This window comes from Aeromicrobium sp. Leaf291, from assembly GCF_001423365.1.
Classification (GTDB): Bacteria; Actinomycetota; Actinomycetes; order Propionibacteriales; family Nocardioidaceae; genus Aeromicrobium.
Genome location: NZ_LMNM01000001.1, coordinates 371,593 through 397,027 on the forward strand (window position 1 = coordinate 371,593; position 25,435 = coordinate 397,027).

Below are 25,435 nucleotides of genomic sequence, written 5' to 3' on the forward strand. Positions count from 1 at the left end.
AACGGGTGCAGGTCCGACGTCGACAGGGGCCGCGACAGGGTCAGCTCGACCGACGCGAAACCACCAGGCGCGACCGACCCGAACTTGAGCCCACCGATCCGACCGGAGATGTCCGCCGAACCATCCGGCCCGTCGAGGCGGACACCCAGACCGATGCTCACGAGAGCGCCGGCCGAGCGTAGAGGTATCGGGGGAAGTAGCGGAAGGTGACGTCCAGGGGCTCGTTGACCAGGCTGTTCTGCGTGTCGAGCGAGTGCAGGACGTTGATTTGCCCGGGGGTAACACTCGGCCAACCCAGACCAACGAGCGAACCGACCGCAGCAGGCAGAGTGCGACCATAAGCGTCCACGAACGACGCCGCCCGATCCGCCCCATCGACCCACGCCGTGACCGCAGACCCCGGAGCCTTCACGCCCAGGTATTCCGACATGACCGCCTCATCGAGACGGGCAGGCACGAACAGCAGACCCTCGAACATCGCGTCAGTCAGACCCGCCGTCTCCAGGTCCAGGCGGAACTCCACGAGCTCACTCGAAGCCCCCCACCGCATCGAAGCCTCAGCGGCCATCGGTGCGCCCTCAGGGAGCCGCGCCAGACCCAGGTCGGTCCAGCGGTTCGGGAACCACGGTTCACGAACGCCCGAACGCAGTACCGGGTCGTTGTCATAGGGGTAGGTGCTCAGGGACCACTCGACCACGGGCGCGCCGGCCTCCTGCTGGTCGCCCAGCAAGAACACGCGGTAGTCCCCAGCAGGCAACGAGAGCGACCCCGAAGCCACGCGAGACGAACCAGTCTTGGTGCCCAGGAGACGAGTCGCCGAACCAGTCACCAGCGCCGGATCGCCCGAGTAGGTCGACACCGTGATCCCGCCACCCGACGAACCCGCCGTCATCTGCGAGTGATGCAAGAACGCCGGCCACGCATCCGAAGACCCAGCCATCGAGAACCAACGGCGGAACTCGCCCAGATCAGGCGCCGCATGCGACAACTGCAACGGCGCCGGCACATCACCCTGGACCTCATCCGGCCACACGTAGGACACGCCGCCCGACGTGGGATCAGCGCCGATCGAGAACGTGCCGGAGACGGGGAGGCCGTAGCCGAAGGGGTCGGCGCGCAAGTCGAGCTGCACCGTCCGGAGGCCATCGTCGCGTCCGTTGTACTCGTTGATCGCTGCCAACGGGGACCGCTTGACCCGATAGAACGTCGGAGACGAACCACCAGCCGGAACGCGACGGAGCCAGAAGCCCGCCGAGTCCACGAACCGGTGCAGCGCCTGGAGAGCCTCGAGCGAGGCGCCCTGAGCATCCGACAGCACGTGCAGGTTGATCGTCATGACCCGATCCGCATAGGACGAGCCCGTGACGATGTCGCCGTCACCCAACGCAGCCGACGCCGACTCGCGCAGAGCCGGGGGCGGGGACGAGAATCCGTTCTGCGCGACACAGAGGGGGGCCGAGTTGTGCAGGTCCAGCAAGACGGTTGGCGTCTCGGAGATTCCGTCAACGATCTGCAACTGCTCGGTCGACATGCTCACGCTCCACTCAGGGAAAGGCGGGCGGGCTTGCCGTCCACGATCAGGCGGGCACCATCGAGCGCACCGCGTAGAGCACGGGCCATCTGCATGGGATCAATCCCGCCGGACTCGCCACCGAAGCCCGAGTCGGCCGCCTTCGGCTTCATGTTCGCGATCCGCTTGGACTCCTGCGCCGTGTGGACCTGCGAGCCCTTCGGGAGGTTGATGAGCTCCGGGCCGCGCTCGCCCACCCAGGTCAGACCGCCGCGCCAGTTGTCGGTGCCCTTGGCGTTGTTGCCGACCTTGACCTTCGCGTTCTTCGCGATGATCGAGTCGAGCCGGTTGCCCAGGGCGGAGAGGCCAGCGAGCGCGCCGCCGAGGCCGCCGACCTGAACCTCGGCACGAGCCTTCTTGCCGTCAAGCTTCCCGAGAGCCTCATTGGTCTGGTTGATCTTGTTGCGCTGATCCGCGATGGCAGATGCAGATGCACCAACCGCGCTCGTCAACGTGCCTGCGACCTTCGACGCTCGAATCGTGGCGTCATAGTTGCCCTCGGACGCCTTCACGTACTCCAGGCTCGCGAGCGTGACCCGGTCCTGAGCCGCCTCATTGCCGAGCGCGGCGTTCAACACATCGCGGTACGAGGCGCCCACCTTCCGGGCCGCGGTGAACGCGCCGCTGTCGGCAAGCTGCTTGGCAGCCGTGGCGCGAGTGTTGGCCGTGAGCGCACCCGTCTGCTCGTTCAAAGTTGCAGCGACAGCAGCACCAGCAGTCTTGAACCGCTCCTGCGCAGCCGCGGCGGCGCTCGAACGAGAAGTGAAGATCGACAGGACGCCACCGGCTGCACCGAACGCAGCGCCCCACGGACCGCCGACAGCGAACCCTGCAGCGGCACCCGCGGCGACGGTGGACAGGGCGCCGAGCGAAGTGGATGCGCCGCCGCTCTTGCTGGCGAGCGCCGCGAGACCAGCGGCAGCGCCAAGGGCGCCGACCTTGAGTCCGACCGACTTCGCCGTGGTCAGCGCGGCCTGACGGTCGAAGTTCGCCAGCGAGGGCGTCGCGATGTCGAAGCGGCTCTTGAGGACCAGTGCGGCACCGGCCAGCAGGAGAATCTTCTGCGCGCCGCCTGGGAGTGCTGCGAAGCCGGCCGCGATCGCCTGGAGGATGGGAGCGACTGTTCTGCCCGCGTCGGCGATCGACTTCAGAGCATCGACAGTCGGCGGTCCGGCTTTCTCGATGAACTGGCCGACGTTCTTGCCGAAACGCTCCGCCGCGGGGCCAAGTTTGTCCAGCTCGGTCGTCACGTCGCCGAAGCCCTTGGCCATCTTCGGGAAGACGCCCTTGAGCACCGAAGCGCCGAGGCGACCCAGGGCAGCATTCATGTTCTTGAACGCGCCCGTGAACGTGTTGCCGGACTCAAGCGCCGCTCCGCCGAGGCCGTCCTCCATGGCCTTCTGGAACGTGGCGAAGTCGACCTTGCCCTTGGACGCGAGCTCGGACACCTTCGCGGGGGTCGTATCGAGCTGCTTCGCCAAGAGCTGAAGGATTGGGATTCCCTGGTCGCCGAGCTGAGCGATGACGTCGCCCTGGATCTTGCCGGAGGCGGCAACCTTGTTGAAGATTGCGCCCATCTCGGACAGGCTCGAGCCGCCGATCGTGGCAGCGTCGCCGACCAGGGAGAGGGTCCGCTCGAGATCCTTGCCCGGCTTCACGCCGGACGCCACGGCGCCGGCTGCAACAGTGGCCGCCTCGTCGAGGCCGAAGGCCGTGCCCTTGACGGACGCGAGCGCGTTGTCCATGATCTTCGTGACGGACTCGGACGTGTGGCCCAGGCCGCGGAGCTTGGCCTCGGCGTTCTCGATGCCCTTGAGGCGGTCAAATCCCTTCGCGAGTGCCGTGCCGACGACAGCGCCGACGCCGACCGCAGCGACCTTCATGCCCGTCTTGGCGACCTTGCCGAACGCAGCAGTGAGACTCTGGCCGCCGCTCTTGCCCGCCTTGTCGAGGGGGCTCGCAATCTGCTTGTTGAGCTTGGACTCGAAGCCCCTCGCGGAGGGCATGACGCTGACGTAGGCAGAGCCGACTTCAGCCATGAGTCACCGCCTCTCTGCGTGCGGACATGAAAAAGGCCCCGTCGCAGTGACGGGGCCTTTCTGTGTTGGGGTGTGGCTATGTGGTGCGCCTCGGGCCAGCGGCGGGAACGACGAAGGACAGCAGTAGTGCCAGAACGCCGAGGGCGAGAGCCCCGTAAGCGAGCGGCTTGGCATCGCTAACCGCTGAGTCGCACGACGACTGGTTGCCATCCGGATCATCGTCCGGCGTGGACCCCTCGAGCGTGCCTGCGATCTCCTCGCCCATGTCGGCCATCTCCGCCGCTTCGCTCGAGGGCGAGAGGACGGAGCCGCACTCGACGTCGCCGGCCGAGATGGTCCTCAAGCCGAGGAACAGCCCGGCCGCGACTAGAACGCCAGCAAGGACCAGGAGGATGGCACGGGAACTCATGTCGCCCGACTCTAGTTCTGCTCAGCGACGCTGTCTCGCAGCGCCCGGAACTCTGCCGGCGTCAACGAAGCGCCGCCGATGGTCTTCGGCTGCGGGTGCCACGGCCGCGGGTATGGCTGTGGGCGCTTGAAGTTGCTCTCCAGATACTTGTCGAAGAGGTCCCGCAGTACGGCGTCGGCACGCTCGATCGGGTAGGGCCAGCCACGCAAGGCCGCCCCGACCTGAGACGAGACATCCTCGGCAAGGATCTTTGTCATCCGGAGCGCCTCGCCCCAGCCCATGACCTCAGGCACCTGGTCGAGCCCGAGATGGAACCGGGTCCGCCAGTCGTACTCGAATGCTCCCCGATGCTCGTCTACGAGTTCGAGGAGCTGGACGATTGGGGGTGCGACACCTCGCCGGCCCAGTCCTCAACGAGCTGGTCGAGGTCACCGATCGCGAGGTCATCGGCGATCTCCAGATCATCGTCGCTGACCGCGCCGGCCTCGACCATGGCGAGACTCTGCTCGAGGTTGCTCTTGCTTCGGTTCTTGCGGAACACGCCAGACGGAAGGCGATCGAACGGCTTGAGGTTGATGGTTCGACCGTCCGGGGTCGGCCACTGGTAAGGCGTCGTGGCCGGCTTCTTGTGATCCTGCGGCTTCTTCGGTTCGGACATGCGCGTGTCCCTCTCTGTGCGCGGGTGGGTTGCGCGGGCAGGTGTTGCGCCCGCCGACCCCCCGCGCAGGAGGTCGGCGGGCAGTCAGGGTCAGGCGGACTTGAGCGACGTGTCGTGGACGACGGGGTCGCTGTACGCCTTGAGGGTGACCTCGTAGCCGACGGCCTCACCGGAGGCGTAGACGGTGTCACCGAGCTCGGTGATCTCGCCCTCGGCGATGTAGATCCGCTTGAGGTTGGCGCCGTCGATGACGTCCACCACGAACGACTTGCGTCCGCCGGTCGAGCCGGGCGTGATCGTGTAGGTGCCCTCGGTTGAGGACTGGGTCACGGTCGAGCCGAGAGCGGTCTCGATGACCTTCACCGACGTCTCGATCAGCGTGAACGAGTAGGTGACTGCGGCCTCGGTGACGACGGACCGCACGACCTGGGCGTTCTGCCAGGCGCGGATGTCGTCGATGCTGCGGTCGAGCGTCTCGGTGACGCCGTCCTCGCTGACGTAGCCGAGTCCGGTGAACCCGGTCAGGGCTGCGGCCGCGGTGGCCGGCGCGGTGGCGCCGAGGGCGCCGACGCTGATCTCGCCGGAAACGCCGACGCGCACATTGGAGCTCGTCAGAGCCATGATTCCTCCTGATGCGTGGCGACGTTGCCGCCGTTAGTGGAGTCATGTGCGCGCATGACGAAGGCGGCGCCATCTGGACGCCGCCTGGAATGTGGGTGGGGCTACTTGCCCGTCTTGGGGTCGACCTCGACCCAGCCGTTCGCCTTGAGCAGTTCGGCTCGCTCGTCGTCGACCTCGATGGGCCGCGAGGTGCTGTCGGGGTGCTGGAGCTTCTTGGTCATGCGTCGTCCCTTCCTCGGGCGGTGAGTTCGGCTGTGAAGTAGCGGCGCTGCTGGCGTGAGTCGTCTTCGACGGAGTACGGGCCACTGGTGATGGTCACGCTCGTCACGGGCTCACCGTCCGGGGCGGCGGCGAGCAGGGAGGCGACCAGGCGGGCAAGGTCGTTGGCCTCTTGCTCCGTCCCCGCCCAGACGTTGACGCCGAGGCGGGGGCGTTCGAGGACGCGATTGAAGCGGCCTCCACCGTCGCGTCGAATCGTGACCATCCGCTCGCGGCGCTGGGTCGGGGTGCTGCGGCCGACGTAGACGTTCTCGGCGTAGTCCTCGGTGCGGGTCGCCAGGAGTTCGCGGATGCGACTTGCGGCCCACATCTCGATGTCGTCGAACAAGACGATCGGGAGGATGGTCATGCCGAGTCCAGGGCGCGGGACAGGATGCCGTAGCGGGCCTCGAGAATGTGGCCCTTGTAGTCGCCGGAGACGATGCGGGTGACGGCGCGATCGGTGGTGGCCTGCTCGATATGCAGGCCGGCCTCGTAGGCGTAGGTGTCGTCGTGCGTGTCGGCCTTCGCTGCGGCCAGGATGTTCGCAGCAGGACCCTGAAGTAGGGCGCGCACCTCGTCGGACTTCAGGAGTGCGGCCATCCCGGCAGAGTTGAGCTTGACTCGGTTCGCCATGTCAGCCCTCCACGATCTTGGCTTTGATTACCGTCCCGGGCTGCCAGCCAGTGAACGGGCTGCGCCAGTCGAACGGGCGGGCGACGACCTCGCAGACCAGACCCCGGATGACCAGGCGGTCGCGTGCGGTGACGTCGGACCCGAACGGGGCGATGACGTCGAAGTCAGAGATGACGGCGTCGCGTGCATCCTCGAGCGGCTCCAGCGAACCGCCATCAGCAACGGCGCAGTTCGGGATCTCCAGGTCGTCGGGCGTCTTCCAGTCGGTGCCCGTCTCCTCCTGGGAGTACGGGTCGAGGACCGGGGTGCCGCGGCGGCGAGTCACTGTCTCGCCGGCAGCGAACATCAGTCGACCTCGTACAGCGGGCCGGCGCCACCAGTGATGTCAGCAGCGCACGAGCAGTAGACGGCGCCGAAGTTGATCGAGCAGATCAGCGCGTGACCGTTGCCGAGGAGTGGTGCAGTGTCGACGCTGTACGCCTTGCCGCTACCTGCGACCCGGCACACGAGCTGGAGGTCCTTAATCTCCGACGGCCAGAACGAGTTCCGCCGCGCCTGCGTCGTGATGGTCTGCGAGAACGGGCCGGCCGACTGCTGCTGGGTGGCCCCGGAGCCGGCCTCGTTCCAGCGCAGCACGGCGCCGCGGAGGATGGCGCGCGCCTGAGCGGTCTTGATGATGCTCAGGTCGTCGTCAGCGAGGCAGGGGGCGACCAGCATGGCCAGGGCTTCCGCGTCCTCGATGAGCGTCGCGGCTCCTTCGAGGTCGGGGAAGTCATCCGGGTTCATGAACTTTCCCATGCTGGTCGCCTCCCTTCTACTTCTCGGACTTGCTGGACGCGGCCTTCTTGGCCGGCGCCTTCTTGGCGGGGGCGGGCTTGTCGGCCCGCTCCCACTCTGCGTCCATCCGATCCGCCTTCTCGGCCGGGACCGAGACGACAGCGCCGGAGTGGACGTTCTTCATGCGGACAGTCACGCCGCGTCGACCACCTTGGCGAAGGCATCAAGCGTGGCGATGCCCCAGCCGTAGACGACCTCCGCGCGGAACGCGACCTGGTTCTTGCGCTTCAGGTCGCCGCCACCGTCCGGGTCGCCGTACTCGATCAGCTCGAGGCCGATCTGCTTCTGGACGCCCCAGCGGATTGCGCTGAAGTCGCCCACGAAGGCCAGCGTGTTGGTGGCAGTCGCGGCCACGCCGACCGCGCCGACGGTGTTGGACACCGAGGCGCGGTGGCCGTCGAGCTCCGACGTGTTCAGCCCCAGCTGGAAGTTCGGGTAGAGCTTCTGCTCGGAGTTGGTGCCACGCAGCGAGGAGAACTTGGCTGCATAGGTCGGGTCCAGGGCGATGTCGCGCGGGACGTAGCCGTCGGCGAGCACGAGGCCGTCGGCCGCGTCGAGGCTCACGAAGGGCTTGTCCGTGGCGACGTACTCGACCGAGTTGGTCGTGTCGCAGAGGCCGCCGTTCATGGCGGTCACCTTGGCGCCGCCGGTCGGGTTGATCTCGTGGAACACGCCGAAGTCGAGCGCGCGCGAGAGGGCCGGCTGGATGAGAGCCAGGATCTCGTCCACGACCTCGAGCTGGCGGTCCTCGTCGGCCCACAGGACCTCCTGGTTGAACCGGAGGGTCTTGTGGAACTTCTTCGGCGTGATGGCGCTCGAGGTCGGCGTGACCGTGGAGGCACCCTTGTCGGCGCCCTCTCCCACGTACTCGGCCTCGCCGATGTTGAACGTCCAGGACTCGCCCTCACCGAAGGTCATGGGGGTCTGGTCGGAGAGGGTGGCGACGGCCGATCCGTTCTGGATCTTGCCGAGCCAGGGGGCGATCTTCTGCTTGGGGATCGAGAGCGATCCGGTGGCGAGAGTAGCCATGATGGCTTCCTTTCGGGTTACTCCGGACGCTTGAACAGGCCGCGAGTGAACTCGCGGACCTCGTCATCGCCAGAGGGGTGTGGGGTCTGGCCCTCGCGCGGCGCGCGATTGCCGTTCTGCTTCTGGGCGCCGATGTCCGTCAGCAGCTCGTCGGCGTCTGCCTCGAGTTCCTCGCGGGTGGTGCCGACCAGACGCTTGGCCTGAGTCGCCGTGAGTCCCTTGGCGTTGGCGATCTCCGCACGGATTGCACGGGCTTCGCTGTCGTTCGCCTTGCGCTCGATGTCTGCGACGCGCTGCTCGAGCGTCGTCGCTTCGCCGGCCTTGGCCTTCAGGTCGTCGTAGTCCGCGTACTTGTCGCGTTCGCGCTTGACGCGCTCGCGGACGATGCGGTCCACATCGGCCTGAGTGAAGGTCGTCGCCTCGGGCTGGGGGGTCTCGGTGGTCTCGGGGGTAGGTGTCTCGGTCGTCATCGGTGCTCCGTTGCCTCGTCAGGTGCTGCTCCGGCGTTTGGCGCCGCCGTGGCGCTTCCCCCTTGGCTCGGGGTGGCTCAGTGGATGCCCTGCTGCTCGCGCAGTCGGGACAAGATGCCCTTGGTGTCGAAGGCGTTCGAGATGTCGCCGCGGGCGTTGAGGTAGGTCTGATAGAGCGCATCGGGGGCATAGCCCTCGATCTCCTGGTCGGCCTTGCCCCAGCTCGGGGTAGGCACGCAGTCGCAGTCGCCGTGGTACTTGTTGCCATCGCGCTGCCTAGATGCCGAGTGCTCGGTGTCGTAGGCGAAACCTCGCGAGGCGAGCATCAGGCAGAACGCGCAGGTCTCATCGCCAGCGGGAACGCGAGCCCAGCGGATGTTCTCGCGCTTGGCATTTCGTGCGATCGTGTCCCGGCCTTGCTGGAGCACGAGACGGTTCGCGACGACTTGGAGTCCACTGACCGTCTGCTCGGGGCTCAGGACGTCGCGAGAAGCCCATCCGGTCGCCTTCTCGACCTGACGGACGATCACATGCGGAGCAGGGAGGGCTCGGTAACGGCCCGTAGCCTCGGCCTTGGCGCGCATTTCGTCGTACCACTCGGCGGATACTGAAGCGGCAATGTCGCCGTAGCGGTCGACCAGTCCAGGCATGGCCTGGAGTAGCGCCCACCGAGCAGCGTCCGGGTCACGCTCCGGATTCAGCGACGCCCAGAGTGCTGCGACCTCCGAGCGCACCAGACGCGAGATGGCCGCGTTCGCCGCGCGCAGTTGCTCTACGTCAGATCGCGTCGGCATCCGGGGTCGCCTGGTTCCCGGCGGCAAGGACGCGATCCAGAAGACGGCCGCCCTGAGCGAGACGACGCTCTGCCTGTGCTCTGCGGATCTGGTCGTCCGATAGGCCCATCAACTCGAGGCCGACCTCGGTCTCGGCAAGCCAGGGGACGGCGCCGAGACGCTTGGCGCCGGAGTCGGCTTCCGCGGCCTGCGTAAGGAACTGCGGGTTTCGCCACTTGGAGTCGATGCCGGCCCACTCATCAGGGACTGAGGTCAGGCCGTTCTGGATCGCAAGGGCTGTGGCGTGGATCTTGCGAATCGGGGTCGACCAGTCATCGATCGCACCTCGGGCATCAGCGATGAGCTCGTACTGCGAAGCGTCGTAGGACTCAGCAGAGGTTGGGTTGGAGACGTCCGTTAGAGCGAGCGCCGAGTCGGGGAGCGAGAGTTCGCGGGCACAGACCTTGGCGTGGACACTCAGCGAGGAGAGCTGCGGCTCAGGAGATGCGGCCGAGATCGACTGGACCGACGCGCGGGGTGTCGTGGCTTCCTCGTCGTCAGGGATGCCCTTGACGCGCCCGAGCATCGTCTGCCACGCCGGCAGGGTGTTGCCCTGGTCGTCCTTGAAGACGGACCCGTCGGCGCCAAGGAGAATCAGCTCAGGGTACGAGTAGATGTCCATGTGGCCCTCAAGCCGGATCAGGTCACGAGTGCCGGCGTCCTGGGCGGCGATCGCAGCCGGGGTGATGCGCGACGAGCCGAAGGGCCGGCCGATGCGAGGACGGTAGGTGAGGGGCTGCGCAGGAACGCCCCAGCCGTGCTCTGACCGGTCCGTGACCTCCCAGCCAGCGTCGCCCTTCTCTGCGGAAATCGTGATTCCGTCGAGATAGAGCGTGAAGGCCGTCGGACGATCCTCGGCGCGCTCAGTGACAGAGATGAAGTCCGTCAGGGAGCGCGTCCGGGGGTTCCAGGTGCCGGTGGCGCTCAGGGCATCGCGGGACAGGATCAGTGCATCGGGCTCGTCATCCTCGCCCTTGACTGCCACAAGGAACGACACTCCGTGCAGCACGGACGAGACGAGTGCGGCGTTGACCTCTGAGCGAAGGTAGTTCGCATCCCAGAGGTCGCGGGCTCCGAGGCTGTCAAGGTCACCGTCGGCCCACGTAAAACGCTCAAGCGTGGTGCGGCGCACCAACGAGTCGACGCCCTTGGCGCACCAGCCGAGCACGAGGCCGAGCCGGTAATACTGCGGCGGAATGATGGTGCCGACCTGGCGGATTGCGCGTTTGCCGTCGTAGATCGACGAGCGCATGAGGTTGCGGTGCTTGCGCTGGTCGAGCTGCTCGAGCAGGCCGTTGGCAATCGCGCGCTCGTCATCACTCAGGCCGCGGACGGGGCCGATGGACTCGAACGTCACAAGACCACGCCCCTTCGGGTTCCGGTGCGCCGGCCGTCGCCAGTGCGCTTGTTCTTGAAGGTCAGGCCATAGCGGGCCAGGGTGATTGCCCGAAGTGCAGCGATATCGTCGTCGGGGTCGAACTCCCACAGGCCCGCCTTGCCGACGAGCTTCTTGCGAGCCACTACGAGGGCTTCGCGGACAGTAGGTTGGTCGACGTGCGCCACGCGGCCTTCCGCGACCGCTTCGGAGAATCCCAGGGACGCCCGAGCCGAGTCGCTCTGCGTGGTGACGTTGACCTTGACCTTCGCCGCACGAAGCTCGTTGACGAGTGCCGCAGCCGGGTCGCGGCCGTCAATCGCCACCTTGCAGGGTCGGCGCTCGGTGAACCATTCGATGATCTTGCGCGAGTCGTCGACCCGTCCAGCTTCGGCGAGGTCTAGGAAGTCGGGACCGTCGCCACCATGGAATGCGACGCCGATAAAGCCGATGCGCTCAGGTGAGATCGAGAGGGAGTAATAGTCGGGAGTGCCAGCGGGCACGGAATCTTCGTCCGCGAGCTCGGCCCACTTGAACGGGTCGACCGGATGAACCTTGAGGTCGATGCGGTCCCAGATGCCCCGCGCTTCACGGTTCCACGAGTCCTCGTTCCGCAGTTTCTTGCGGAGGCGGAGCATCGCCCGGTGCGACGAGCGGTGCGGATAGGACGGATTGGCCTTGCGGAGCTGGTCCGGATCCATCGGGTCAGTACCCCGATCGGCACTGGTCTCGATGTAGAGCGTCGACTCTGAATCGCCGTCAAGCGCCTCTTGGCGGAGAAGTGTGAAGAACTCGCCGGCATCCCTCGGCCTTGGTGGCGTCCCCATCACGAAGAACAGTGGGTTCGGCGCCGTGTTCTGAGTGGCGCCGAGATCCTCGAGTGTGGACTCCGGGAGGATCTGACCCTCATCGCACACCAGGACATCCACGCCAGCGAACCCGCGACCGAACCCCGACTCGCGGGCTCCGAACAGGATGCGCGACCCGTTGTTGAAGTGGATGGCCTCGTCGCCCTTGCCATGAAGCACCTGGCGGACATGGGCAGCCACCTTGGGGCGCTTCGCCATGCCGTCGAACTGGTCGAAGGTCTCCCTGGCGGTGGTCTTGCGGTGAGCCGTCCAGATGACCGTGAGGCCAGGCTTCAGGAGGCACAGCGCGAAGATGATGCACGCGATTAGATAGGTCTTGCCGGCCTGACGGGGGATGCTGATGCAGGTCGTGTCCGCGGCATAGGTACCATCGACCCGCTTCGCGAGGATCAGTCGTCCGGCGTCGCTCTGCCAGCGATCGAAACCCCAGCCGAGGCGATGGCACGTCCGGCCAACCGACGGCCACTCTGTCGACCTGATGCCATCAGGTGCGACGACATGCCGAGCGACGGCCGACAGTGACCGATCGTCAGTAGCCGGTGCCGTCCCAGGCTTCGTCATCGGCGTTCACGACGACCGAATGATCCTCATCCTCCGCGACGACGATGGCCTCGATCTCGCGACCGATCTCAAGCTGGCGTCGAGACAGCGCAGCAAGATCGCGAGCCGGAGTGTTCGGATCATCGAGGGCTCGAGCGAGGCGGCGACGCATGGCACGCAGCTCCTCAAGACGCGAACCCTCTTCGGCGGCCTCGAGAATGGTACGGATCTTGGTCGGCTCGGCGACCTCATCGGGCGCCACGGCGCGCAGAGCAGGCTTGCGGGGCATGTGACACCTCCTTGGAAAAACGAGATGGGGGGTAAGGCCCTAGGCCGGAGGAGGGCCTCAGGAGGTCGACCTGGGGGACCTCCCCCTCATCCACAGGCTTGTCCACAGACCCTCAGTAGGCCCGGGCACGCACCATGTCGATCGAACCTTCTGCCGCTCTCGACCTCGCGCCATTGCCCCGCTTGATGTTGCAGTCGCGGTGAGCGAGCCGGCAGTTGGGTCGGTCGATGGGTGAGCCACCCAGGCTGACCGGGATGATCTCGTCTACTGACTTGGCCCAAGGGTTCGGCTTGCCGGTGGCCGGGTCGATGAACGTCAAGGTCTTGTCGACTGGCTTGCCGCAGATCCCACAGTCGTACTCCTCGGCGTAGACCCGAGCGGTGACCTGGCGACGGCGGTGGCCGTTGGCCTTGCGCGGGTTGCCGGGTCGGTCAGCAGCCACGTCCTGCCAACCAACCCTCAGTCCGCACCCGCATCTCCCCAACGATCTGCATGATGCGCGGGTGCACGGCGTCGCGCCCAGCCTGGTCAGCCTCAGCGTGCAGCAGGTACAGCCGCGCGAGTGCGTGGTCCAGGTCGACGTCGGATGCTGCGGTCAGGTCCTCGGGAGCGAAAAGCTCGACGGTGGGTGCAGTCATCGCGACCTCCCGTGGAATGACGAAAGACCCGCCGCCATCAGGCAACAGGTCTCCGTCAAGAATCTTCCGGCAAAAGAATCTTGATGTCAAGCGACCTCGTCAGACTCCTTCTCGCGTGTCGCCCGATCGCGCTCGGTCTTGGCGTCGGCCACGCAGTAGACCATCCGCCCCACGTTGACGTCCTTGCGCTTGGCGACCGTGCCCTTGCTCGCCCAGCCGTGGAGTGTGCCGATCGGGATGTCGTGCTCCAGGTTCATGTCCCGAGCCGTCAGCCAGTCCTTGTGCTTGCGAGCCTGGCGTGACACGTGCTCGACGTACTGGCCGACCTTGAGTGAGATCTTGCACCGATCACACCACCACCGATCGTTGACCTCGTCCTTCGCCCACACGCGTTCGAACGGCTGGTGACAGGCGTCGCACGGTGCGCCCGTGTCCACGCGCTCCCCGTCGTGCAGTACGTCCTCGAGGTGACTCCGGTGCTCGCGGATCTCACTGGCGAACGCATCGAACGCGGGATGGGTCTGGGCCGCGGACGTGAGCCGGTCGAGCAGGAAGACCGCAGCGCCGAGCATGGATGCCAGGTCGTCGGTGGGTGCGCCGTACATCGAGCGCCAGTCGTCCTCCCAGCCGACCAGCACCTGCTCTGTGGTCCGGTGCTCGCCCTTGCCGATCTCACCTCTTGGTGCGCCTGGTCCGTACATGACGGTCGCCTCGCCACCTGGGATCGGTCTGGCTGCTTCGAGCTTCCCCGCGCGCCCGCCGTCGACAGCGTGCGCCGGCAGCGCGGCGTGCAGTGCGACGACCTCGGTCAGGTCTTCCCGGGTCTCTCCCACGCACCCGGGGCAGGTCTGCTCGTCCACGTGCTCGATGCCACAGACGACGCAGTGGTAGCGCGGGCACCGAAGGCAGCCCTTGCACCGCTCGTCGTCGCAGTCATCCTCGTGTCGGTGCTTGATCGCTCGTGGCGTCTCAGTGCCGGTCCATCGGCAGTTCAGGTTGTCACTCACTTCGAGCCCTCCTTCTTGAGGTGCGTCCGCTTGTGGCGCGGCATATTCCAGGAGCCGATCTGCCTTCCGCAGATCGGGCAGGTCGCTTCCCGCGCGCACTGACGACAAGCGCGGTATCGCCCGCCGTTTTGGGGGATGATGTTCTCGGGAGTAAATTCATGACCGCGCTTGCAATGGGTCTTCCGGGCGTTGATCGCCGTTGGCCCAATGCCGCGCAGGGTGTTGGTGGAAGGAGTGACCACTTCGAGGTGGTCGGGATTCACACATCGGCGCACCCGGCATATGTGGTCAAGTACCAGCTCGCCTGGCACTGGGCCTCGCAACAGCCACCACGCGACCCTGTGAGCTCTCCGAATTCTCCAACCCTTCGGCAATCGGACATAGAACGATCCATATCCTTGATTGGAGACCTGGGCCGTCCAAAGCCAGCAAGTCTGAGTCTTTCTGACCTTCTGCCAGAAGCGTCGCTGATCGCTCTCTGAAAGCGATGGCATGACGCCGCCAGGTGCCATCGCGTCGACCTGCTCACTCATGTCGTCTCCTGCTCGTGGTCGGTGGTGCCGGCCGGGATGGTGGGGGTGTCGTCGACGACGGTGACGGCGCGAGCCGGTCCCCACGTGCCGTCGTCCTGGCGTTCGGAGATCCAGACGGTGTCGCCCGGCTTGGCCTCGCCGAGGTGGGCGATTCGGTAGCGCGCCTGTTCGTAGACGCCGGGTGCCGTCTCGATCAGCGGCTCGGGGTCCGGGACGTACCTGTAGGCGCTCACGTCCCTCTCCGCCCGGTCACACCGTCAGCGCGGGCGGGGCCGAACCGCTGGCCGGTGTTGTCTTCCACGCACAAGGCCCAGATGTCGACGGACTCCGATGGGTCCTCGCGGTGCATCGCTTCGGCTAGGTCTGTTGCGCTGCATGGCGGCGGGAGTGCGGTCGAGAAGTCGATCCCGAAGCAGATGGCCGCGAGCCAGTCGCACCAAGCCTCCGTGACCTCCCGTGCCGCCTCCTGCCGCTCAGCAGCGCGGATCGGAGCCAGGGCGGCGGTGACCTGCTCGGCGATGTGCTGTGCCCACTCAGTGCCCGTCATCCCGCGTTCGCCGCACCGGCACTCGATGCTCGGCAGGTCGCGCACGACGAGATGCAGGATCGCTACCCGCGCCACCACCTCCACCTCCCGCGCCTGCTCGGGGGCGTTGTCGTCCGCGCTCACTCCGCACCCCCATCGGTCAGGGTGACGAGCTCGGTGGGCGGCCCAAAGCAGGTACACGTGACTGCGATGAGCCCGTTGTCGGCTTCGGCTCCGCACACTTCCGAGCCGTGGTCGTGACATCCGCAGGCAGTGCATGCCGTGAACCGCACCCCCGACAGCGTCCGCGCCTCGACCTGCACGCCACGGTCCTCGCGGGCGGTCATCGGGAACGCTCCGACGTGCAACCGCACTCATCGGTGTGCAGGCTGTCGTGCTTGCCACCCCGACCGGTCGGGCGCTTGCGCTGGCACTCGTCCATCAGGTGCCGAACGCGAGTGAGGTGCGACTCGATCGACCCGCCGGCGTTGTAGCCCGGCCTGTTGCGCTCGAGCTCCCGCAAAGCGAACTCGGCGACGCACAGCGTCTCCAGCAGCATCTTGGGGCTGACGGGCACGGCGTAGGTGTGAAGATCGGCGAGGAGGTGCCTCGCATTGCGGGGGATGTCAGTCGTCGTGCTCATCAGTCATGCCTTCCTGTTGCCGGGGCTGGGGGTGGTTGCGTGGCGAGTCATGCCGATTCACCTAGGTCGTCGCGCTTGGCGCCCTTGTCGCGGGCGATCTTCTTGACCTCTGCCTCGAGCTCGGTCAGGTCGCGCTTGACGATGCGTCGGGGAGGCTCGGTCGGCTCCGGCTCGCCGCGCAGGATTCGGTCCTGGCGCTCTCGTCGCCACTGGAGGTAGGCGACCGTGTGCTGGTCGCCCTCAAGTGCGGCCAGCCACTCGGGCTCGGCGGCCGTCGTCGTGTTCGCGAGCAGCTCCCGTCGACGACGAGCGACCTCGGCCTGGATGTCGGCCGGCGCGATGAAGCGATGCGTCTGACCGAGTTCCTTGATGGCCGCGAGTGCGACACCAAGGTCCAGGTCGCCCAGAAGGTCGTGCCACGTGTCGGGCGTGTACTCGTCGATCGCCTGGGCTGGGCAGATGGCCTTGACCATCCGGCAGAGCTTCACGGTCTCGGTCGGGGTCATCCTGCGTTCCTCTCTCGCTCGATCGCGCGCTGCATGGCGGCGTCGAACACGGCGTCGGTCTCGGCCTGCTGTCTGCTGATCGGCGCCTGCGTTCTCTCGCTGCGCTCGTCCTGCCACCGCTCCTCGTTGAGCCAGGTGGTCGGGTGCGGGATGAACCGTTCCTCGGTCCTGTTCCGCTGATGCCATGCGGCGTGATCGTGCGCGGCGGAGATGATCCGGTCAGGGCTGACCTTCCTGACTGCCTTGGCGAACGCCTTCTCAGCTGCCCCTCGTCCGACCTTTTTGCCGTAGGCGTCCCAGAATTCGGAGAAACCCTCCGTCGACATCTCGCGCACAGCGACCGCCTTGGCGGGAGCGGCGACGACGTCAGTCGTCGTGTGTGTTTTCCCCTGCTCCTCTGTTCCCCTGTTCCCCTGTTCCCCTGCTCCAGGCGCGGGGATCTCGCGAGACTCTCGCGAGGATGTCGCGAGAGTCTCGCGAATCACGACGTTCTCGCAGGTCAGGTCGGGGTAGCGCGCCTTGTTCGGCTTGTCGATCCGCTGATGGCTCGACCACGCGTTGATGCAGAGGAAGTCCTTCCTCGCGACGGTGTAGCGAGTGATCTGGCCGCCTTCGGAAAGTTCCTGCAACCCTCGCGAGACTGTCGCGAGGGTCTCGCGAGGGTCGTCCTCGAGCGGGAACAGGTCGGCCTTGATCAGCTTCGGGTTGTCCCGTCCGACGCCGTTGTCATCGACGTAGGACCAGAGGCCGATGAACAGCAGGCGGGTCGGCCAGGTGAGAGCGGCGACGTCTTCACTGGTCCAGAACTCCGGCTTGATGGATCTGATTCGCACTCAGGCCACCTCCTCTCTCGCTTCTCGGACCCACCAGATGAGGTGGGTGTCGTGCTGTGTCTTCTTGCTGACGATGAAGTGGGGCCGCCCTGTGCGGGCCTGCTCGGCGCGGGCCTGAGCGTTGGCGTCTGCCTCTGCCCAGAACCCGACGCCGATCCCGGCGTTCAGTCGGGTGACCGTGGCCCTCAGAACGGCGGCTTCTCCTCTCCCCATGTCGGCGCACCTCCCTGGGTGTCCCACGGGTTGCTGGCGGCCGTCTGGGCCGGACGCTGGGCGTTGCCCCCGCCGGACCTGGGGAGCGCCTTGGAGACGCGCCCGTAGTCGATCTCGATGGACTGCCCCTTGGTGCCGTCCTTGCGGTCGTATTCGCGGACGTTCAGCTGTCCGACGACGGTCACGAGGTCGCCCTTCGCGAGGTGCTCGGCCGCTGCCTCAGCGTCGTTCTCCCAGAGGCTGACGGACAGCCAGACGGTGCTGAGGGTCTTCCACTCGCCGTTCTCGTTCTTGCGCTTGTCGCACGCGATGCGGAAGTTGGCGACGGCCTTGCCGGACTGCGTGAACTTGAGTTCGGGGTCGGCTCCGAGTCGTCCGGTGGCGGTGATGCTGGGGAGGGTCATGCGGACTCCTGGTTGGGGTTGGTCGTGCTGATGGTTCGATCGGAACATGGGCGTCGGACGCCACTGGGCGTCATCCACAGGCGCCTTGGGTGCGCGCGCTCAGCACTCACGACGCCACCTCCTCGGCGTAGTAGACGAGCCCACGACGCACCCAGCGGCCCGGGTACTCCATCGGCGATTCCTCGGCGACCTCGACGAGAACGGCCTGCTTCTCGCCCCACTTCATGGGCGGGTAGAGGTGCAGCTGGTCGGTGTCGCGCATCTCGCGGAAGCACTTCTTGCAGAGGCCGCGGGACTGGTGGTGCTTGACCTCGTGGCATCGGATGCAGGCGACGCGTGTCTTCATGACGTGGCCTCCCTGTGCTTGCGGAGGTCTTCGTCGAGGTCGTCTGACCGCTCGCGTCGCCAGGACTCGCCGCACGTGCACCTGGCGATGTGGCGGCGTCCGAGGCCAGCGACGGAGACGGCGGTCGGGTTGCGGGTGATGTGGTGGGTCACTGGTCGGCCTCGCTCTCAAGCTCCTTGAGGCGCTGCGACACGTGCTGGTGTCCACAGAGAGGCCAGAGCGTCTTGCAGAACGAACAGGCCGGGCCGTTGCCGTTCATGTCGAACATCGGCTCCGCGAGATGGGCGCCGTAGTCCTCCATCTTGTTGACGATCCAGTCCGCCACCTCTTCTGTGGAAGTGGACGCGTCGAGCAGGTCCTGCACCTCGCGGATAAATGCCTTGCTGGCCTGCATCCGGGGCGGCTTTGACATGACCGCTCTCGGCCGCCCGTCGGTCATGAAGATGCCTGCGAACTCATCGGCCTTCGACCAGGCTTCTACTGCCTCCCGCATCACGCACCGCCCTCGGGGAAGTTGAGTCCCTGCTCGGGCTCATCGGCGGGCTTCTCGAGCTCGGCGCCTCGAGCCTCGATCTGGGCTCGACGGTCAGGGCCGGACGTCTTCCACCAGGCGCGAAGGGTTGCAGGGTCCGTGCACGCTGCGACCTGCTCGGCGGTGGGCTCGGTGGGTGCCGGCGCAGCCTCCATGAGCGGCTGAACCGTGTGCGCCATCCGCTTGCCTCGGGTCTTCGTGAGGTTCGCGGTCACCGGCTTGTCGATGTGGGAGACGTGGCTGACCCTGATGCCTCCAACGCGATCGGGGCCGAACATGACGGTCGGGTCGCCGTAGAGGGTGGCTCGTCGTCCGACCCACTGGGTCGCGTCGTCGCCCCATGCCTCGACGAGCAACTTGAGCACGGTGACCGAGGGGCGCCAGACTCGCCGGTCACCCTCGATCGCGATGTCGTACTGCTGTTCCTTCGTGCCCTTGCGGACCTCGACGATGGTCACGGTTCGGGTGACGCCGCCGAGGAAGTCCTCGAAGTTCAACTGGTCGGTCTTCTTCTCGATCGTGACTCTCATGCGAGCTTCAACTCCACGTCGTAGGGGTCGGGCAGGGTGGCGGTAGGTGCGAGTCCGTTGGTCGCGGCTCGGTAGGCGTTGACGAACTCGAACGTCTTGGCCTCGACGGCGTGAACGGCTGACTCGATTGCGCCGAACCATGCGGGGTCGGCGTGGACTCGGATGACGAACGGCGGCTCTCCACCCAGGTACGAGATGAAGTCGCACCAGGAGCGGCCGGCGACGAACATGCCGGTCTGGACCTGGGGCATGTGGTCGGCGGGGATCGCACCCTCGATGTGGGTCAGTAGGTGCCGCTTCCCGCGAGGCCCCTTGATCTCGATGCAGCCGTCGTCGCCCACGAGACCATCGGGGCTGTAGCCGAGTCGGGCGCCGTCGAGGTCGAGGACCATGAGGCCGACCTGCTCGACGGCCACCTTCCTGTCGTCCGCGTACCAGGCTCGAGCGATGGGCTCGACCTGGTGGCCGCGGTCGATGTCGAAGCCGTAGAGGTCCGGGTCTTCCCAGGACGTAGCCCGCTCGGTGGCGAGCTTGAGGGCAACGGCGCGGATCGTGGTGCTGTCAGCCAGGGTGATCCGGTCCGGGAGTCCGTCCGGGTTCTCGGCTGCGAGGTTCGCACGGGGATCGTGCGGCTTCTTGATCGGTGCGGGCGTCTTCCGAGCGAGGCTGATGCAGTCCTCGCCCGGTTCGGCGTTGCACTGAGGGCAGGCGTAGTCGAGCGGGGCGGGCGGCTTGGTCGTGAGGACGCTGGCGATGGTGCTGGCGGTCAGGAGGCCGCGTCTGGCGGCTCTCCACTCGTCGCTGCCCTGGAGCATCTCGCGGTGGATGGTGAGTGTCATGCGTCCTCCCGGACGGGTTCGAAGGTCAGGTCGATGACGAAGCAGCCCTTGATGCCGGCGACGTCGGAGGTCCAGTTGCGGGCGACGATGTGGAGGTCGTGGTCCGCGGGAAGCAGGCCGGAGTCGGTCACTGCCCCATCGACAAGCGCTTTCACGGTGGGTGCGTAGTTCTCGGCGTCTCGCTGCCTCTTGTCGGGGTAGCCGAGGTTGATGCCGAGGACGGCGCGCGTGGCTCCCAGGCGCTTGTCCCGCGCCTCGGTGCGGCCCATGAGTCGCAGTGCTGCGGTTCGCTTGCTCTTGGGCGCCCAGTGCATTCGCTGGTTGGCGTTGAGGATCAGGTCGCGGGGGACGATGAAGTGGAGTCGGGTGCTCATGACGCCCACCCGTCCTTGCCGCGTTCGTGCGCTTCGTCCTCGAGGTGCTCGTCCTGGCAGCGACCGCAGATGACGTCCCAGTACCGGAGCTCGATCTCTCGGCATTCGGGGCAGATCGGGTCGCCCCACCGCACCGTCTCTGCTGCTGCCTCGGTGGCGCTGTAGACGGCGTCGCTGGGTCCGTCCGCGCTGCCTGCGTAGTCGGCGGGGTCGGGTCTGTCGTCGCGGTTGGTGGCGGGGTCCTTGTGGAGGGCTGCGCGGTACTCGTCGGCGTGGGTCATGCGCTCGCCTCCCGACACTCAGCGCACGTCCGCCACTCGTCGTCGAGGCAGCGGTCGGCGTAGAAGACGCGCTCGCCGGCCTTGATGCGTCTGCCGCAGAGGTGGCATGGCGCTCCCGGCAGGCTGGCGACGAATGCGCCATGCCAGCGGGTTGCGAACAGGGCGAGCTGGCTCATCTCCACCACCCCGCCACGTAGTACCTGCGTCGAAGCACGACACCGAGCACGAGGACGGTGACGGCGAGGAAGACTGCCCCGTGCCATTCGCCGGGGAGCCTGGATGGGTCGATCACGTGCCAACCCGCGGCGAGCGTGGTCCGTGCGCCGGGGAGGGTGAGTGTGGCTGCGGCGAGGAGTGCGGCCAGGGCGTAGGTGACGGCGAGGGGTGACGGGCGACGGGTCATCACAGCCAGATCACCGCCGCCGTGTTGATCAGGAGATGCAGCGTGTTGTCCGCGATGAACAGCAGCCACACCGCGAGCCAGTCGGGCGTCGATGCCGGATAGCCGGTGGGCGATGACTTCTCTGCTCGGAACGCGGCGGGGGCGAGTTGGTTCTTCGCCCAGACGATGTAGCGGGCGAGCCGGTAGCGGTCGATGACAGCGTGCGTGCCGCCGATGACGAGCAGTGCCGCGAGGGACTGCGTGACGAGGGCGTAGGGCAGCGTGTACGTCGCGCCGTGGGCCAGTGCGGGCCACCATGCCGTCGTCTTCTTGATCGCCATCCAGTGCGACTGGATGAGATAGTCGCCGACGAGGTGGGCCAGGAAGATGCCGAGGGCCTGTTCGGGACTCATGCGAACACCTCCAGATGCCCGGTCAGCACGTCCCACGCGTCGGCGTTGTGCGCGGTCAGGTCGCATCGGCGCAGGACGGCCTTGGGGAGGTCGTCGGTCATGCGGAAGACGGTCGGCTCGTTGTCGGCGTCGAGGGCGACGTAGAAGGTGGTGTCGGTCATGAGTGCGCCCCCTCGTGATCCTCGGGAAGCAGGCAGGGGTCGCCGTCTTCCATCTCGACGTCGCAGGTAGAGCGCGGGGCCGGATTGACCCACCAAGACGCCCGAAAGTTCGGGGCGCTAACGAGGACGGCATCGGCGATCGCAAGAGCGTGGTCGTCGATGATGGAGTCGTCCATCTCTTCGCCCTCGCCGAAGCCCGTGGCCCACCACTCGAGCAACTGAGCGATCGCGACGGCCACGTCGGGCGTCCACATGACTCCGAACGCCTCTGAGTCGAGTTGCGTGTCAGTGACGGGCATGCCCGCGGCGATCATGCGAGGGCCGAACGCCTTGTCGAACTCACGCCTGGCGAGAGCGCGGCTGCGGAGTAGCGTCGCAGCGTCCCGCAATCTCCGGGCACTCATGCCGCCACCTCCAGGCCAACCGGCCACCAACCGACCGACGCTGCCTCGAACGCCGACGTGTTCAGCTCGACGTCATCGCGGCAGATGGTGGTCGCTGCGTCGATGAGGACGTGGGAGTTGTCGCCGATGAACGCGTCGAGCCAGAGGGCGTCGTAGATGGGGGGGTTCATCGGGGATCACCGTTGGCGGCGTCGACTGCGGCGAGGAAGGCGCGGACGGCGGCGGTGAGGTTGTCGAAGAGATCGTCAAGGTTCTCCCCGATCCGATAAGCCTCGGCCCAACCGGTACGCAACTCGTCCAGCGCGGCCTTCGGGACCGCGACGGCGGGGGTGAAGGCGGTGATGTGGTCCACCAGGTACATGGGCGCGACGGCACACCTCAGATGACTTCCTTCGACCTCCCAGTGGCGAAGTAGCACCGTGTCGGAGGTCCAGTGCGGTGCGCGCACTGTGGCCCACCCCAGGGCCTCGTCGGTCGGCAGGTCCACGGCGGGGGTGGGGCGGTCGAGGAGGTAGTGGCGACCCGGCACCTTGATCACCGGACCCTTGGCCCGGTACTCGTTGGCTCGGTCGGGCTCATCCTCGGACTCCCAGCGGATCAGGTCACCCTCGCGGATGTCCTCCGGCTTGATCGGCTCCTTCATGCCCGCTCACCCCGCTTCGAGTCCAGGTCGATCACGCGCGCATCGAACTCGGCGACACGCTCAGCAGGAGACGGGCCAGCGAGGATGTGGAGACGGCGCAGGTTCTCGGCAGCGACCTCGTTGCGGAGGGCGACACGAGACGGGTGGGCCGCTTCGGACTTGGCAGCCAGCTCGGCACGGAGGTCGGACTCGGCCTGCTGCATCTCCCGACGGTGAGCCTGGACGTCGGTCAGGTCGCGGATGGTGGCGAAGTCGAAGGTCATGACTTCACCGCCGGCCGGTCCTCGCAGAAGACCGTCAGCCCCACGCCGGCGATGGTGCCGTCGACCCACTGCGTCGGACCGCTCGCTCGGAACCGATCGATGCCGACGCGCTCGGCGAACTCGACACCCAGGGTGTCGTCTTCCAGGTGGACGCTCATGGAAGCCATGCGGACGGTGATGCCCGCCGCCTCCGCTTCGGCCACGTGGTCGGCCAGGGTTCGCAGTGCTGATGAGAGGTTCATCTAGACTCCTAGTTGTTGTAGTTGCGAAGCCGTCCGCGTTGTCAGATGCCCGGGCGGCTTTGCTGTTGGGTTGGGTGGTGCTTCCGTGCTCATCCCTGGGGAGCGCGGAGGGTTAGGTGGACATCTGCCTGATCGCGGCCAGGACGGCCTGCAGGCGGGTGCGCTCGCGACGTGCAACGGGCCGTGGCTGGTGGCGGGGCGCTGAGTCCGCGTGCTCGGGATGCTTGGCGGGGCGCTGGTGGTCTGTGCGACTCATGCCGCCGCCCTCCCGACCTGCTCGGCGAGCCTGAGAACCGGCACGATTCGATGCCCGTTTCCGCCCACGTGATCCGTGGACCGCTCCGTCACATCCGTCTCGACCAGCAGGCCCTCACGACGAGCGCGCGCCCACATCTGCGAATAGCGACGCTTGGCATTCGTCGTCGTCCAGCGGTGACCGATCGACTCACGGATGCGGTTCTGCGACACCAGGCCGGCGTTCGCAGCAGCATCAGCACGGACCGCGGTGAGGAACGTCTGCCACTCCCGATCCGGGGTCGCCTGCTCCGTCGCCGTCCGAGCTCCTGCCCGCCCATCCATGCGCTGACGGGCGAGCAGGAGGTCGGCCATGTGACCCGTCGGCGTGCACGGGAGTCGGTGTCCCTGAACCTCGGGACGTGGGTCCATGCCGCAGGTGGTGCAGCGGCCGGGGAGCGTGGTGCCGATGGGGGCGGTCATGCTGCGACCTCCTTCGCGCGACGACGGCGCATGTAGGCAGCATTGGCTGCGCGCCGACACGCGAGGCAGCGGTGGCCGCCCGCGTAGTCCGAGACCCAGTTGTCAGCCCGTGGATGACCCTTGGGGCAGTGAGTGCGACGCTCCACGGCGCGTCGGATGTTCTCGGCGTGAGTGACGGCCTCGAGGTGATCGGGATTCACGCACTTGCGGACCTGGCACAAGTGGTCAAGCTCAAGTCCATCAGGGACCGGACCCTTCGCAGCCTGCCAAGAGATGCGATGAGGCAGTGATGTGCCGAACTCCGAGTGGCCGAGGAATCTGCCGTATCCGTCGGGGCTGGTGTTGCCGGTCCAGATCCAGCAGGTCTCGGTCTTGTTGACCTTGCTCCAGAAGCGCGCGGGAAGTGCCTCGGTCATGCCGACCGCCTCGCCACGCCACGGCGCTGCTTGGCCGTGAGCGTCCGCGGCTGAGCGGCAGGCGCCTCTCCCCCGGGTTCCATGAACTCGTCCAACCACTCGGGCTTGATGCGCCACCCATTGCCGAGCTTGCGGGCCTTGATGTGGCCGGCCACGCACTGGCGGGTGACGTACTCCTCGCTGCGCTGGATCGCGTCGGCGACCTGTCTGGTCGTGAGCCACTGAGTCATGACGCGTTCTCCGAAACCCGAAACGCCTTGACCTCAAAGAGAGAGCCCGGCGGAACGTTGAGCTCGCGCTCGATGGCGTCGGACCACTTCTTGCTCCGCACTCCCGAGGTGTAGCCACTACGGAGGTGACCAATGGTCGCCTTCGAGCAGCCAACGCGCAGGGCTAGAGAGGCGCAGCTGAAGCCGCGGAAATCCATGTAGCGGATCAGCAGCTGGCGGTCGATCAGTTCCATCTGGAACCTCCACGGGCTGGGTTTCATGTGCTGAGTCCAATCTAGACGGTGCGACTGACGTTTCGCAATACCCGAAACACATTAGACGGGACCGTCTCACTCGTCAAGGCGAATCTGCCTAGAAAATCAGCGCCATGGCAGGATTACATCGCTGGAGTTCGTAGACGGGGCGTCTAACCCGTCGCTGGACATGGCGCGACGACTAGCCGGAGAGTGTGCCCCGTGAGTGATACGCAGTCCGAATGGGACAAGGTGCTGGCAGGCAAAGGGCTGAATCAGTCCTCCCTTGCTCGCGAGGCCGGAGTCTCGAAGGCAACCGTGAGTCGGATGTACCACGGTGTCGGACGTCCCGATGCCGGCTCCGTCCGCAAGGTTGCCGCCGTCCTAAGCGAGGGCGACACCGACGTGGTGTGGAAGCTGATCGGGACGGGCCATGCCGACTACGGCGACTTCCCCCTCGCGACCATCGAGGACGACTTGCTGTTGCTCACACCCAAACAACGACAGTCGCTCATCGCAATCGTGAAGTCGATGGCCGACCCTGAGGGAAAGAGGCTTGGGCATGTGGCAACGCCAGCTGAGAAGAAAGAGGACGAGGTCGCCCGTCGTCGCGCGGAGCGCGAGCGAGCCGGCGGCAAGAAGAGGGCTGCTCGATCTCGAGAGTCGGACGACCCACCAAAGAAGTGACGGAGG

The 25,435-nt window shown here is 66.7% G+C and carries 45 protein-coding genes; 1 reads left to right on the forward strand and 44 read right to left on the reverse strand.

Going from position 1 to position 25,435, the window contains the following annotated elements; all coding sequences use genetic code 11:
* Positions 1-157 precede the first annotated feature (157 nt).
* From ASF35_RS01805 to ASF35_RS02015, 44 genes are all read right to left on the reverse strand, one after another.
* Positions 158-1,531 carry a hypothetical protein gene (locus ASF35_RS01805; RefSeq protein ID WP_055961947.1) on the reverse strand — a complete coding sequence of 458 codons (1,374 nt, stop codon included), beginning with the start codon at positions 1,529-1,531 and terminating at the stop codon, positions 158-160.
* A 2-nt stretch (positions 1,532-1,533) separates the two neighbouring features.
* A complete protein-coding gene (locus tag ASF35_RS01810) occupies positions 1,534-3,609 on the reverse strand; it encodes a tape measure protein (RefSeq protein WP_082495323.1) in 2,076 nt (691 codons plus the stop codon).
* Between the two features lie 76 nt (positions 3,610-3,685).
* Complete coding sequence (locus ASF35_RS01815; RefSeq protein ID WP_055961951.1) at positions 3,686-4,018, reverse strand: hypothetical protein; 333 nt, start codon at positions 4,016-4,018, stop codon at positions 3,686-3,688.
* Positions 4,019-4,029: 11 nt separating this feature from the next.
* Positions 4,030-4,275: a hypothetical protein gene (locus ASF35_RS01820; protein WP_156367918.1), complete on the reverse strand. Its 246-nt coding sequence runs from the start codon at positions 4,273-4,275 to the stop codon at positions 4,030-4,032.
* 98 nt (positions 4,276-4,373) lie between these two features.
* Positions 4,374-4,676: a hypothetical protein gene (locus tag ASF35_RS01825; protein ID WP_055961956.1), complete on the reverse strand. Its 303-nt coding sequence runs from the start codon at positions 4,674-4,676 to the stop codon at positions 4,374-4,376.
* 90 nt (positions 4,677-4,766) lie between these two features.
* Positions 4,767-5,297, reverse strand: coding sequence for a hypothetical protein (locus ASF35_RS01830; protein ID WP_156367919.1), 531 nt, complete (start codon positions 5,295-5,297; stop codon positions 4,767-4,769).
* 217 nt (positions 5,298-5,514) lie between these two features.
* Complete coding sequence (locus ASF35_RS01835; protein ID WP_156367920.1) at positions 5,515-5,904, reverse strand: hypothetical protein; 390 nt, start codon at positions 5,902-5,904, stop codon at positions 5,515-5,517.
* A gap of 17 nt (positions 5,905-5,921) precedes the next feature.
* The gene (locus tag ASF35_RS01840) at positions 5,922-6,191 is read right to left on the reverse strand and encodes a hypothetical protein (RefSeq protein ID WP_055961966.1); all 270 of its coding nucleotides are present in this window, start codon (positions 6,189-6,191) and stop codon (positions 5,922-5,924) included.
* 1 nt (position 6,192) lies between these two features.
* Positions 6,193-6,537 carry a hypothetical protein gene (locus tag ASF35_RS01845; RefSeq protein ID WP_055961971.1) on the reverse strand — a complete coding sequence of 115 codons (345 nt, stop codon included), beginning with the start codon at positions 6,535-6,537 and terminating at the stop codon, positions 6,193-6,195.
* Positions 6,537-6,989: a hypothetical protein gene (locus tag ASF35_RS01850; protein WP_055961973.1), complete on the reverse strand. Its 453-nt coding sequence runs from the start codon at positions 6,987-6,989 to the stop codon at positions 6,537-6,539. Before ASF35_RS01850 ends, ASF35_RS01845 begins: the two co-directional genes overlap by 1 nt.
* Positions 6,990-7,005: 16 nt before the next feature.
* Positions 7,006-7,152 carry a hypothetical protein gene (locus ASF35_RS18270; protein WP_200931711.1) on the reverse strand — a complete coding sequence of 49 codons (147 nt, stop codon included), beginning with the start codon at positions 7,150-7,152 and terminating at the stop codon, positions 7,006-7,008.
* 8 nt (positions 7,153-7,160) lie between these two features.
* Entirely contained in the window at positions 7,161-8,057 is an 897-nt protein-coding gene (locus tag ASF35_RS01855; protein WP_055961977.1) for a phage major capsid protein, read from the reverse strand.
* Between the two features lie 17 nt (positions 8,058-8,074).
* Positions 8,075-8,527, reverse strand: coding sequence for a hypothetical protein (locus tag ASF35_RS01860; protein WP_055961981.1), 453 nt, complete (start codon positions 8,525-8,527; stop codon positions 8,075-8,077).
* A 77-nt stretch (positions 8,528-8,604) separates the two neighbouring features.
* A complete protein-coding gene (locus ASF35_RS01865) occupies positions 8,605-9,321 on the reverse strand; it encodes a hypothetical protein (RefSeq protein WP_055961983.1) in 717 nt (238 codons plus the stop codon).
* On the reverse strand, positions 9,305-10,717 hold the full coding sequence (locus ASF35_RS01870; RefSeq protein ID WP_055961987.1) for a phage portal protein: 1,413 nt from the start codon (positions 10,715-10,717) through the stop codon (positions 9,305-9,307). The genes ASF35_RS01865 and ASF35_RS01870 overlap by 17 nt, the downstream gene beginning before the upstream one ends.
* Entirely contained in the window at positions 10,714-12,165 is a 1,452-nt protein-coding gene (locus tag ASF35_RS01875; RefSeq protein WP_055961991.1) for a terminase large subunit domain-containing protein, read from the reverse strand. Before ASF35_RS01875 ends, ASF35_RS01870 begins: the two co-directional genes overlap by 4 nt.
* Positions 12,134-12,433, reverse strand: coding sequence for a hypothetical protein (locus tag ASF35_RS18275; RefSeq protein ID WP_055961994.1), 300 nt, complete (start codon positions 12,431-12,433; stop codon positions 12,134-12,136). The genes ASF35_RS01875 and ASF35_RS18275 overlap by 32 nt, the downstream gene beginning before the upstream one ends.
* Positions 12,434-12,545: 112 nt before the next feature.
* Complete coding sequence (locus tag ASF35_RS17900) at positions 12,546-12,875, reverse strand: HNH endonuclease (protein WP_156367921.1); 330 nt, start codon at positions 12,873-12,875, stop codon at positions 12,546-12,548.
* Complete coding sequence (locus ASF35_RS01885; protein WP_055961997.1) at positions 12,865-13,071, reverse strand: hypothetical protein; 207 nt, start codon at positions 13,069-13,071, stop codon at positions 12,865-12,867. Before ASF35_RS01885 ends, ASF35_RS17900 begins: the two co-directional genes overlap by 11 nt.
* 86 nt (positions 13,072-13,157) lie before the next feature.
* Positions 13,158-13,931, reverse strand: coding sequence for a hypothetical protein (locus tag ASF35_RS17560; RefSeq protein WP_156367922.1), 774 nt, complete (start codon positions 13,929-13,931; stop codon positions 13,158-13,160).
* A 143-nt stretch (positions 13,932-14,074) separates the two neighbouring features.
* Positions 14,075-14,611, reverse strand: a complete 537-nt coding sequence (locus ASF35_RS17565) for an HNH endonuclease signature motif containing protein (protein WP_082495325.1) — start codon at positions 14,609-14,611, stop codon at positions 14,075-14,077.
* Positions 14,608-14,844, reverse strand: a complete 237-nt coding sequence (locus tag ASF35_RS01900; protein ID WP_055962006.1) for a hypothetical protein — start codon at positions 14,842-14,844, stop codon at positions 14,608-14,610. The genes ASF35_RS17565 and ASF35_RS01900 overlap by 4 nt, the downstream gene beginning before the upstream one ends.
* On the reverse strand, positions 14,841-15,281 hold the full coding sequence (locus ASF35_RS01905) for a hypothetical protein (RefSeq protein WP_055962008.1): 441 nt from the start codon (positions 15,279-15,281) through the stop codon (positions 14,841-14,843). Before ASF35_RS01905 ends, ASF35_RS01900 begins: the two co-directional genes overlap by 4 nt.
* 199 nt (positions 15,282-15,480) lie before the next feature.
* Entirely contained in the window at positions 15,481-15,780 is a 300-nt protein-coding gene (locus tag ASF35_RS01915; RefSeq protein WP_055962014.1) for a hypothetical protein, read from the reverse strand.
* Positions 15,781-15,827: 47 nt separating this feature from the next.
* Positions 15,828-16,253, reverse strand: coding sequence for a hypothetical protein (locus ASF35_RS01920; RefSeq protein ID WP_156367923.1), 426 nt, complete (start codon positions 16,251-16,253; stop codon positions 15,828-15,830).
* A 29-nt stretch (positions 16,254-16,282) separates the two neighbouring features.
* Positions 16,283-17,119 carry a hypothetical protein gene (locus ASF35_RS01925; RefSeq protein WP_055962020.1) on the reverse strand — a complete coding sequence of 279 codons (837 nt, stop codon included), beginning with the start codon at positions 17,117-17,119 and terminating at the stop codon, positions 16,283-16,285.
* 185 nt (positions 17,120-17,304) lie between these two features.
* A complete protein-coding gene (locus tag ASF35_RS01935; RefSeq protein ID WP_055962027.1) occupies positions 17,305-17,736 on the reverse strand; it encodes a single-stranded DNA-binding protein in 432 nt (143 codons plus the stop codon).
* 106 nt (positions 17,737-17,842) lie between these two features.
* Positions 17,843-18,082, reverse strand: a complete 240-nt coding sequence (locus ASF35_RS01940) for a hypothetical protein (RefSeq protein ID WP_055962030.1) — start codon at positions 18,080-18,082, stop codon at positions 17,843-17,845.
* Between the two features lie 148 nt (positions 18,083-18,230).
* Positions 18,231-18,578 carry a hypothetical protein gene (locus tag ASF35_RS01945; protein WP_156367924.1) on the reverse strand — a complete coding sequence of 116 codons (348 nt, stop codon included), beginning with the start codon at positions 18,576-18,578 and terminating at the stop codon, positions 18,231-18,233.
* Positions 18,575-19,144 carry a hypothetical protein gene (locus tag ASF35_RS01950; RefSeq protein ID WP_055962037.1) on the reverse strand — a complete coding sequence of 190 codons (570 nt, stop codon included), beginning with the start codon at positions 19,142-19,144 and terminating at the stop codon, positions 18,575-18,577. Before ASF35_RS01950 ends, ASF35_RS01945 begins: the two co-directional genes overlap by 4 nt.
* The gene (locus ASF35_RS01955; protein WP_055962040.1) at positions 19,141-19,983 is read right to left on the reverse strand and encodes a lambda exonuclease family protein; all 843 of its coding nucleotides are present in this window, start codon (positions 19,981-19,983) and stop codon (positions 19,141-19,143) included. The genes ASF35_RS01950 and ASF35_RS01955 overlap by 4 nt, the downstream gene beginning before the upstream one ends.
* On the reverse strand, positions 19,980-20,357 hold the full coding sequence (locus ASF35_RS01960) for a hypothetical protein (protein ID WP_156367925.1): 378 nt from the start codon (positions 20,355-20,357) through the stop codon (positions 19,980-19,982). Before ASF35_RS01960 ends, ASF35_RS01955 begins: the two co-directional genes overlap by 4 nt.
* On the reverse strand, positions 20,354-20,638 hold the full coding sequence (locus ASF35_RS01965) for a hypothetical protein (RefSeq protein ID WP_156367926.1): 285 nt from the start codon (positions 20,636-20,638) through the stop codon (positions 20,354-20,356). The genes ASF35_RS01960 and ASF35_RS01965 overlap by 4 nt, the downstream gene beginning before the upstream one ends.
* A gap of 402 nt (positions 20,639-21,040) precedes the next feature.
* On the reverse strand, positions 21,041-21,433 hold the full coding sequence (locus tag ASF35_RS01980) for a DUF3307 domain-containing protein (protein ID WP_055962055.1): 393 nt from the start codon (positions 21,431-21,433) through the stop codon (positions 21,041-21,043).
* On the reverse strand, positions 21,430-21,594 hold the full coding sequence (locus ASF35_RS17905; RefSeq protein WP_156367927.1) for a hypothetical protein: 165 nt from the start codon (positions 21,592-21,594) through the stop codon (positions 21,430-21,432). Before ASF35_RS17905 ends, ASF35_RS01980 begins: the two co-directional genes overlap by 4 nt.
* Complete coding sequence (locus ASF35_RS01985; protein WP_156367928.1) at positions 21,591-21,893, reverse strand: hypothetical protein; 303 nt, start codon at positions 21,891-21,893, stop codon at positions 21,591-21,593. Before ASF35_RS01985 ends, ASF35_RS17905 begins: the two co-directional genes overlap by 4 nt.
* A 101-nt stretch (positions 21,894-21,994) precedes the next feature.
* Positions 21,995-22,168 carry a hypothetical protein gene (locus tag ASF35_RS17910; protein WP_156367929.1) on the reverse strand — a complete coding sequence of 58 codons (174 nt, stop codon included), beginning with the start codon at positions 22,166-22,168 and terminating at the stop codon, positions 21,995-21,997.
* Complete coding sequence (locus ASF35_RS01990; protein ID WP_055962060.1) at positions 22,165-22,641, reverse strand: hypothetical protein; 477 nt, start codon at positions 22,639-22,641, stop codon at positions 22,165-22,167. Before ASF35_RS01990 ends, ASF35_RS17910 begins: the two co-directional genes overlap by 4 nt.
* On the reverse strand, positions 22,638-22,904 hold the full coding sequence (locus ASF35_RS01995) for a hypothetical protein (RefSeq protein ID WP_055962063.1): 267 nt from the start codon (positions 22,902-22,904) through the stop codon (positions 22,638-22,640). Before ASF35_RS01995 ends, ASF35_RS01990 begins: the two co-directional genes overlap by 4 nt.
* Positions 22,901-23,146 carry a hypothetical protein gene (locus ASF35_RS02000; protein WP_055962065.1) on the reverse strand — a complete coding sequence of 82 codons (246 nt, stop codon included), beginning with the start codon at positions 23,144-23,146 and terminating at the stop codon, positions 22,901-22,903. Before ASF35_RS02000 ends, ASF35_RS01995 begins: the two co-directional genes overlap by 4 nt.
* Before the next feature lie 252 nt (positions 23,147-23,398).
* Positions 23,399-23,863: a hypothetical protein gene (locus ASF35_RS02005; protein WP_055962068.1), complete on the reverse strand. Its 465-nt coding sequence runs from the start codon at positions 23,861-23,863 to the stop codon at positions 23,399-23,401.
* Positions 23,860-24,279, reverse strand: a complete 420-nt coding sequence (locus tag ASF35_RS17570) for an HNH endonuclease signature motif containing protein (protein ID WP_082495327.1) — start codon at positions 24,277-24,279, stop codon at positions 23,860-23,862. Before ASF35_RS17570 ends, ASF35_RS02005 begins: the two co-directional genes overlap by 4 nt.
* Entirely contained in the window at positions 24,276-24,509 is a 234-nt protein-coding gene (locus ASF35_RS02010; protein ID WP_055962071.1) for a helix-turn-helix domain-containing protein, read from the reverse strand. Before ASF35_RS02010 ends, ASF35_RS17570 begins: the two co-directional genes overlap by 4 nt.
* The gene (locus ASF35_RS02015; protein WP_156367930.1) at positions 24,506-24,742 is read right to left on the reverse strand and encodes a hypothetical protein; all 237 of its coding nucleotides are present in this window, start codon (positions 24,740-24,742) and stop codon (positions 24,506-24,508) included. Before ASF35_RS02015 ends, ASF35_RS02010 begins: the two co-directional genes overlap by 4 nt.
* Before the next feature lie 222 nt (positions 24,743-24,964).
* On the opposite strand from ASF35_RS02015, the gene ASF35_RS02020 reads away from it, so the two are divergent.
* Complete coding sequence (locus ASF35_RS02020) at positions 24,965-25,429, forward strand: helix-turn-helix domain-containing protein (protein WP_162239295.1); 465 nt, start codon at positions 24,965-24,967, stop codon at positions 25,427-25,429.
* Positions 25,430-25,435 lie beyond the last annotated feature (6 nt).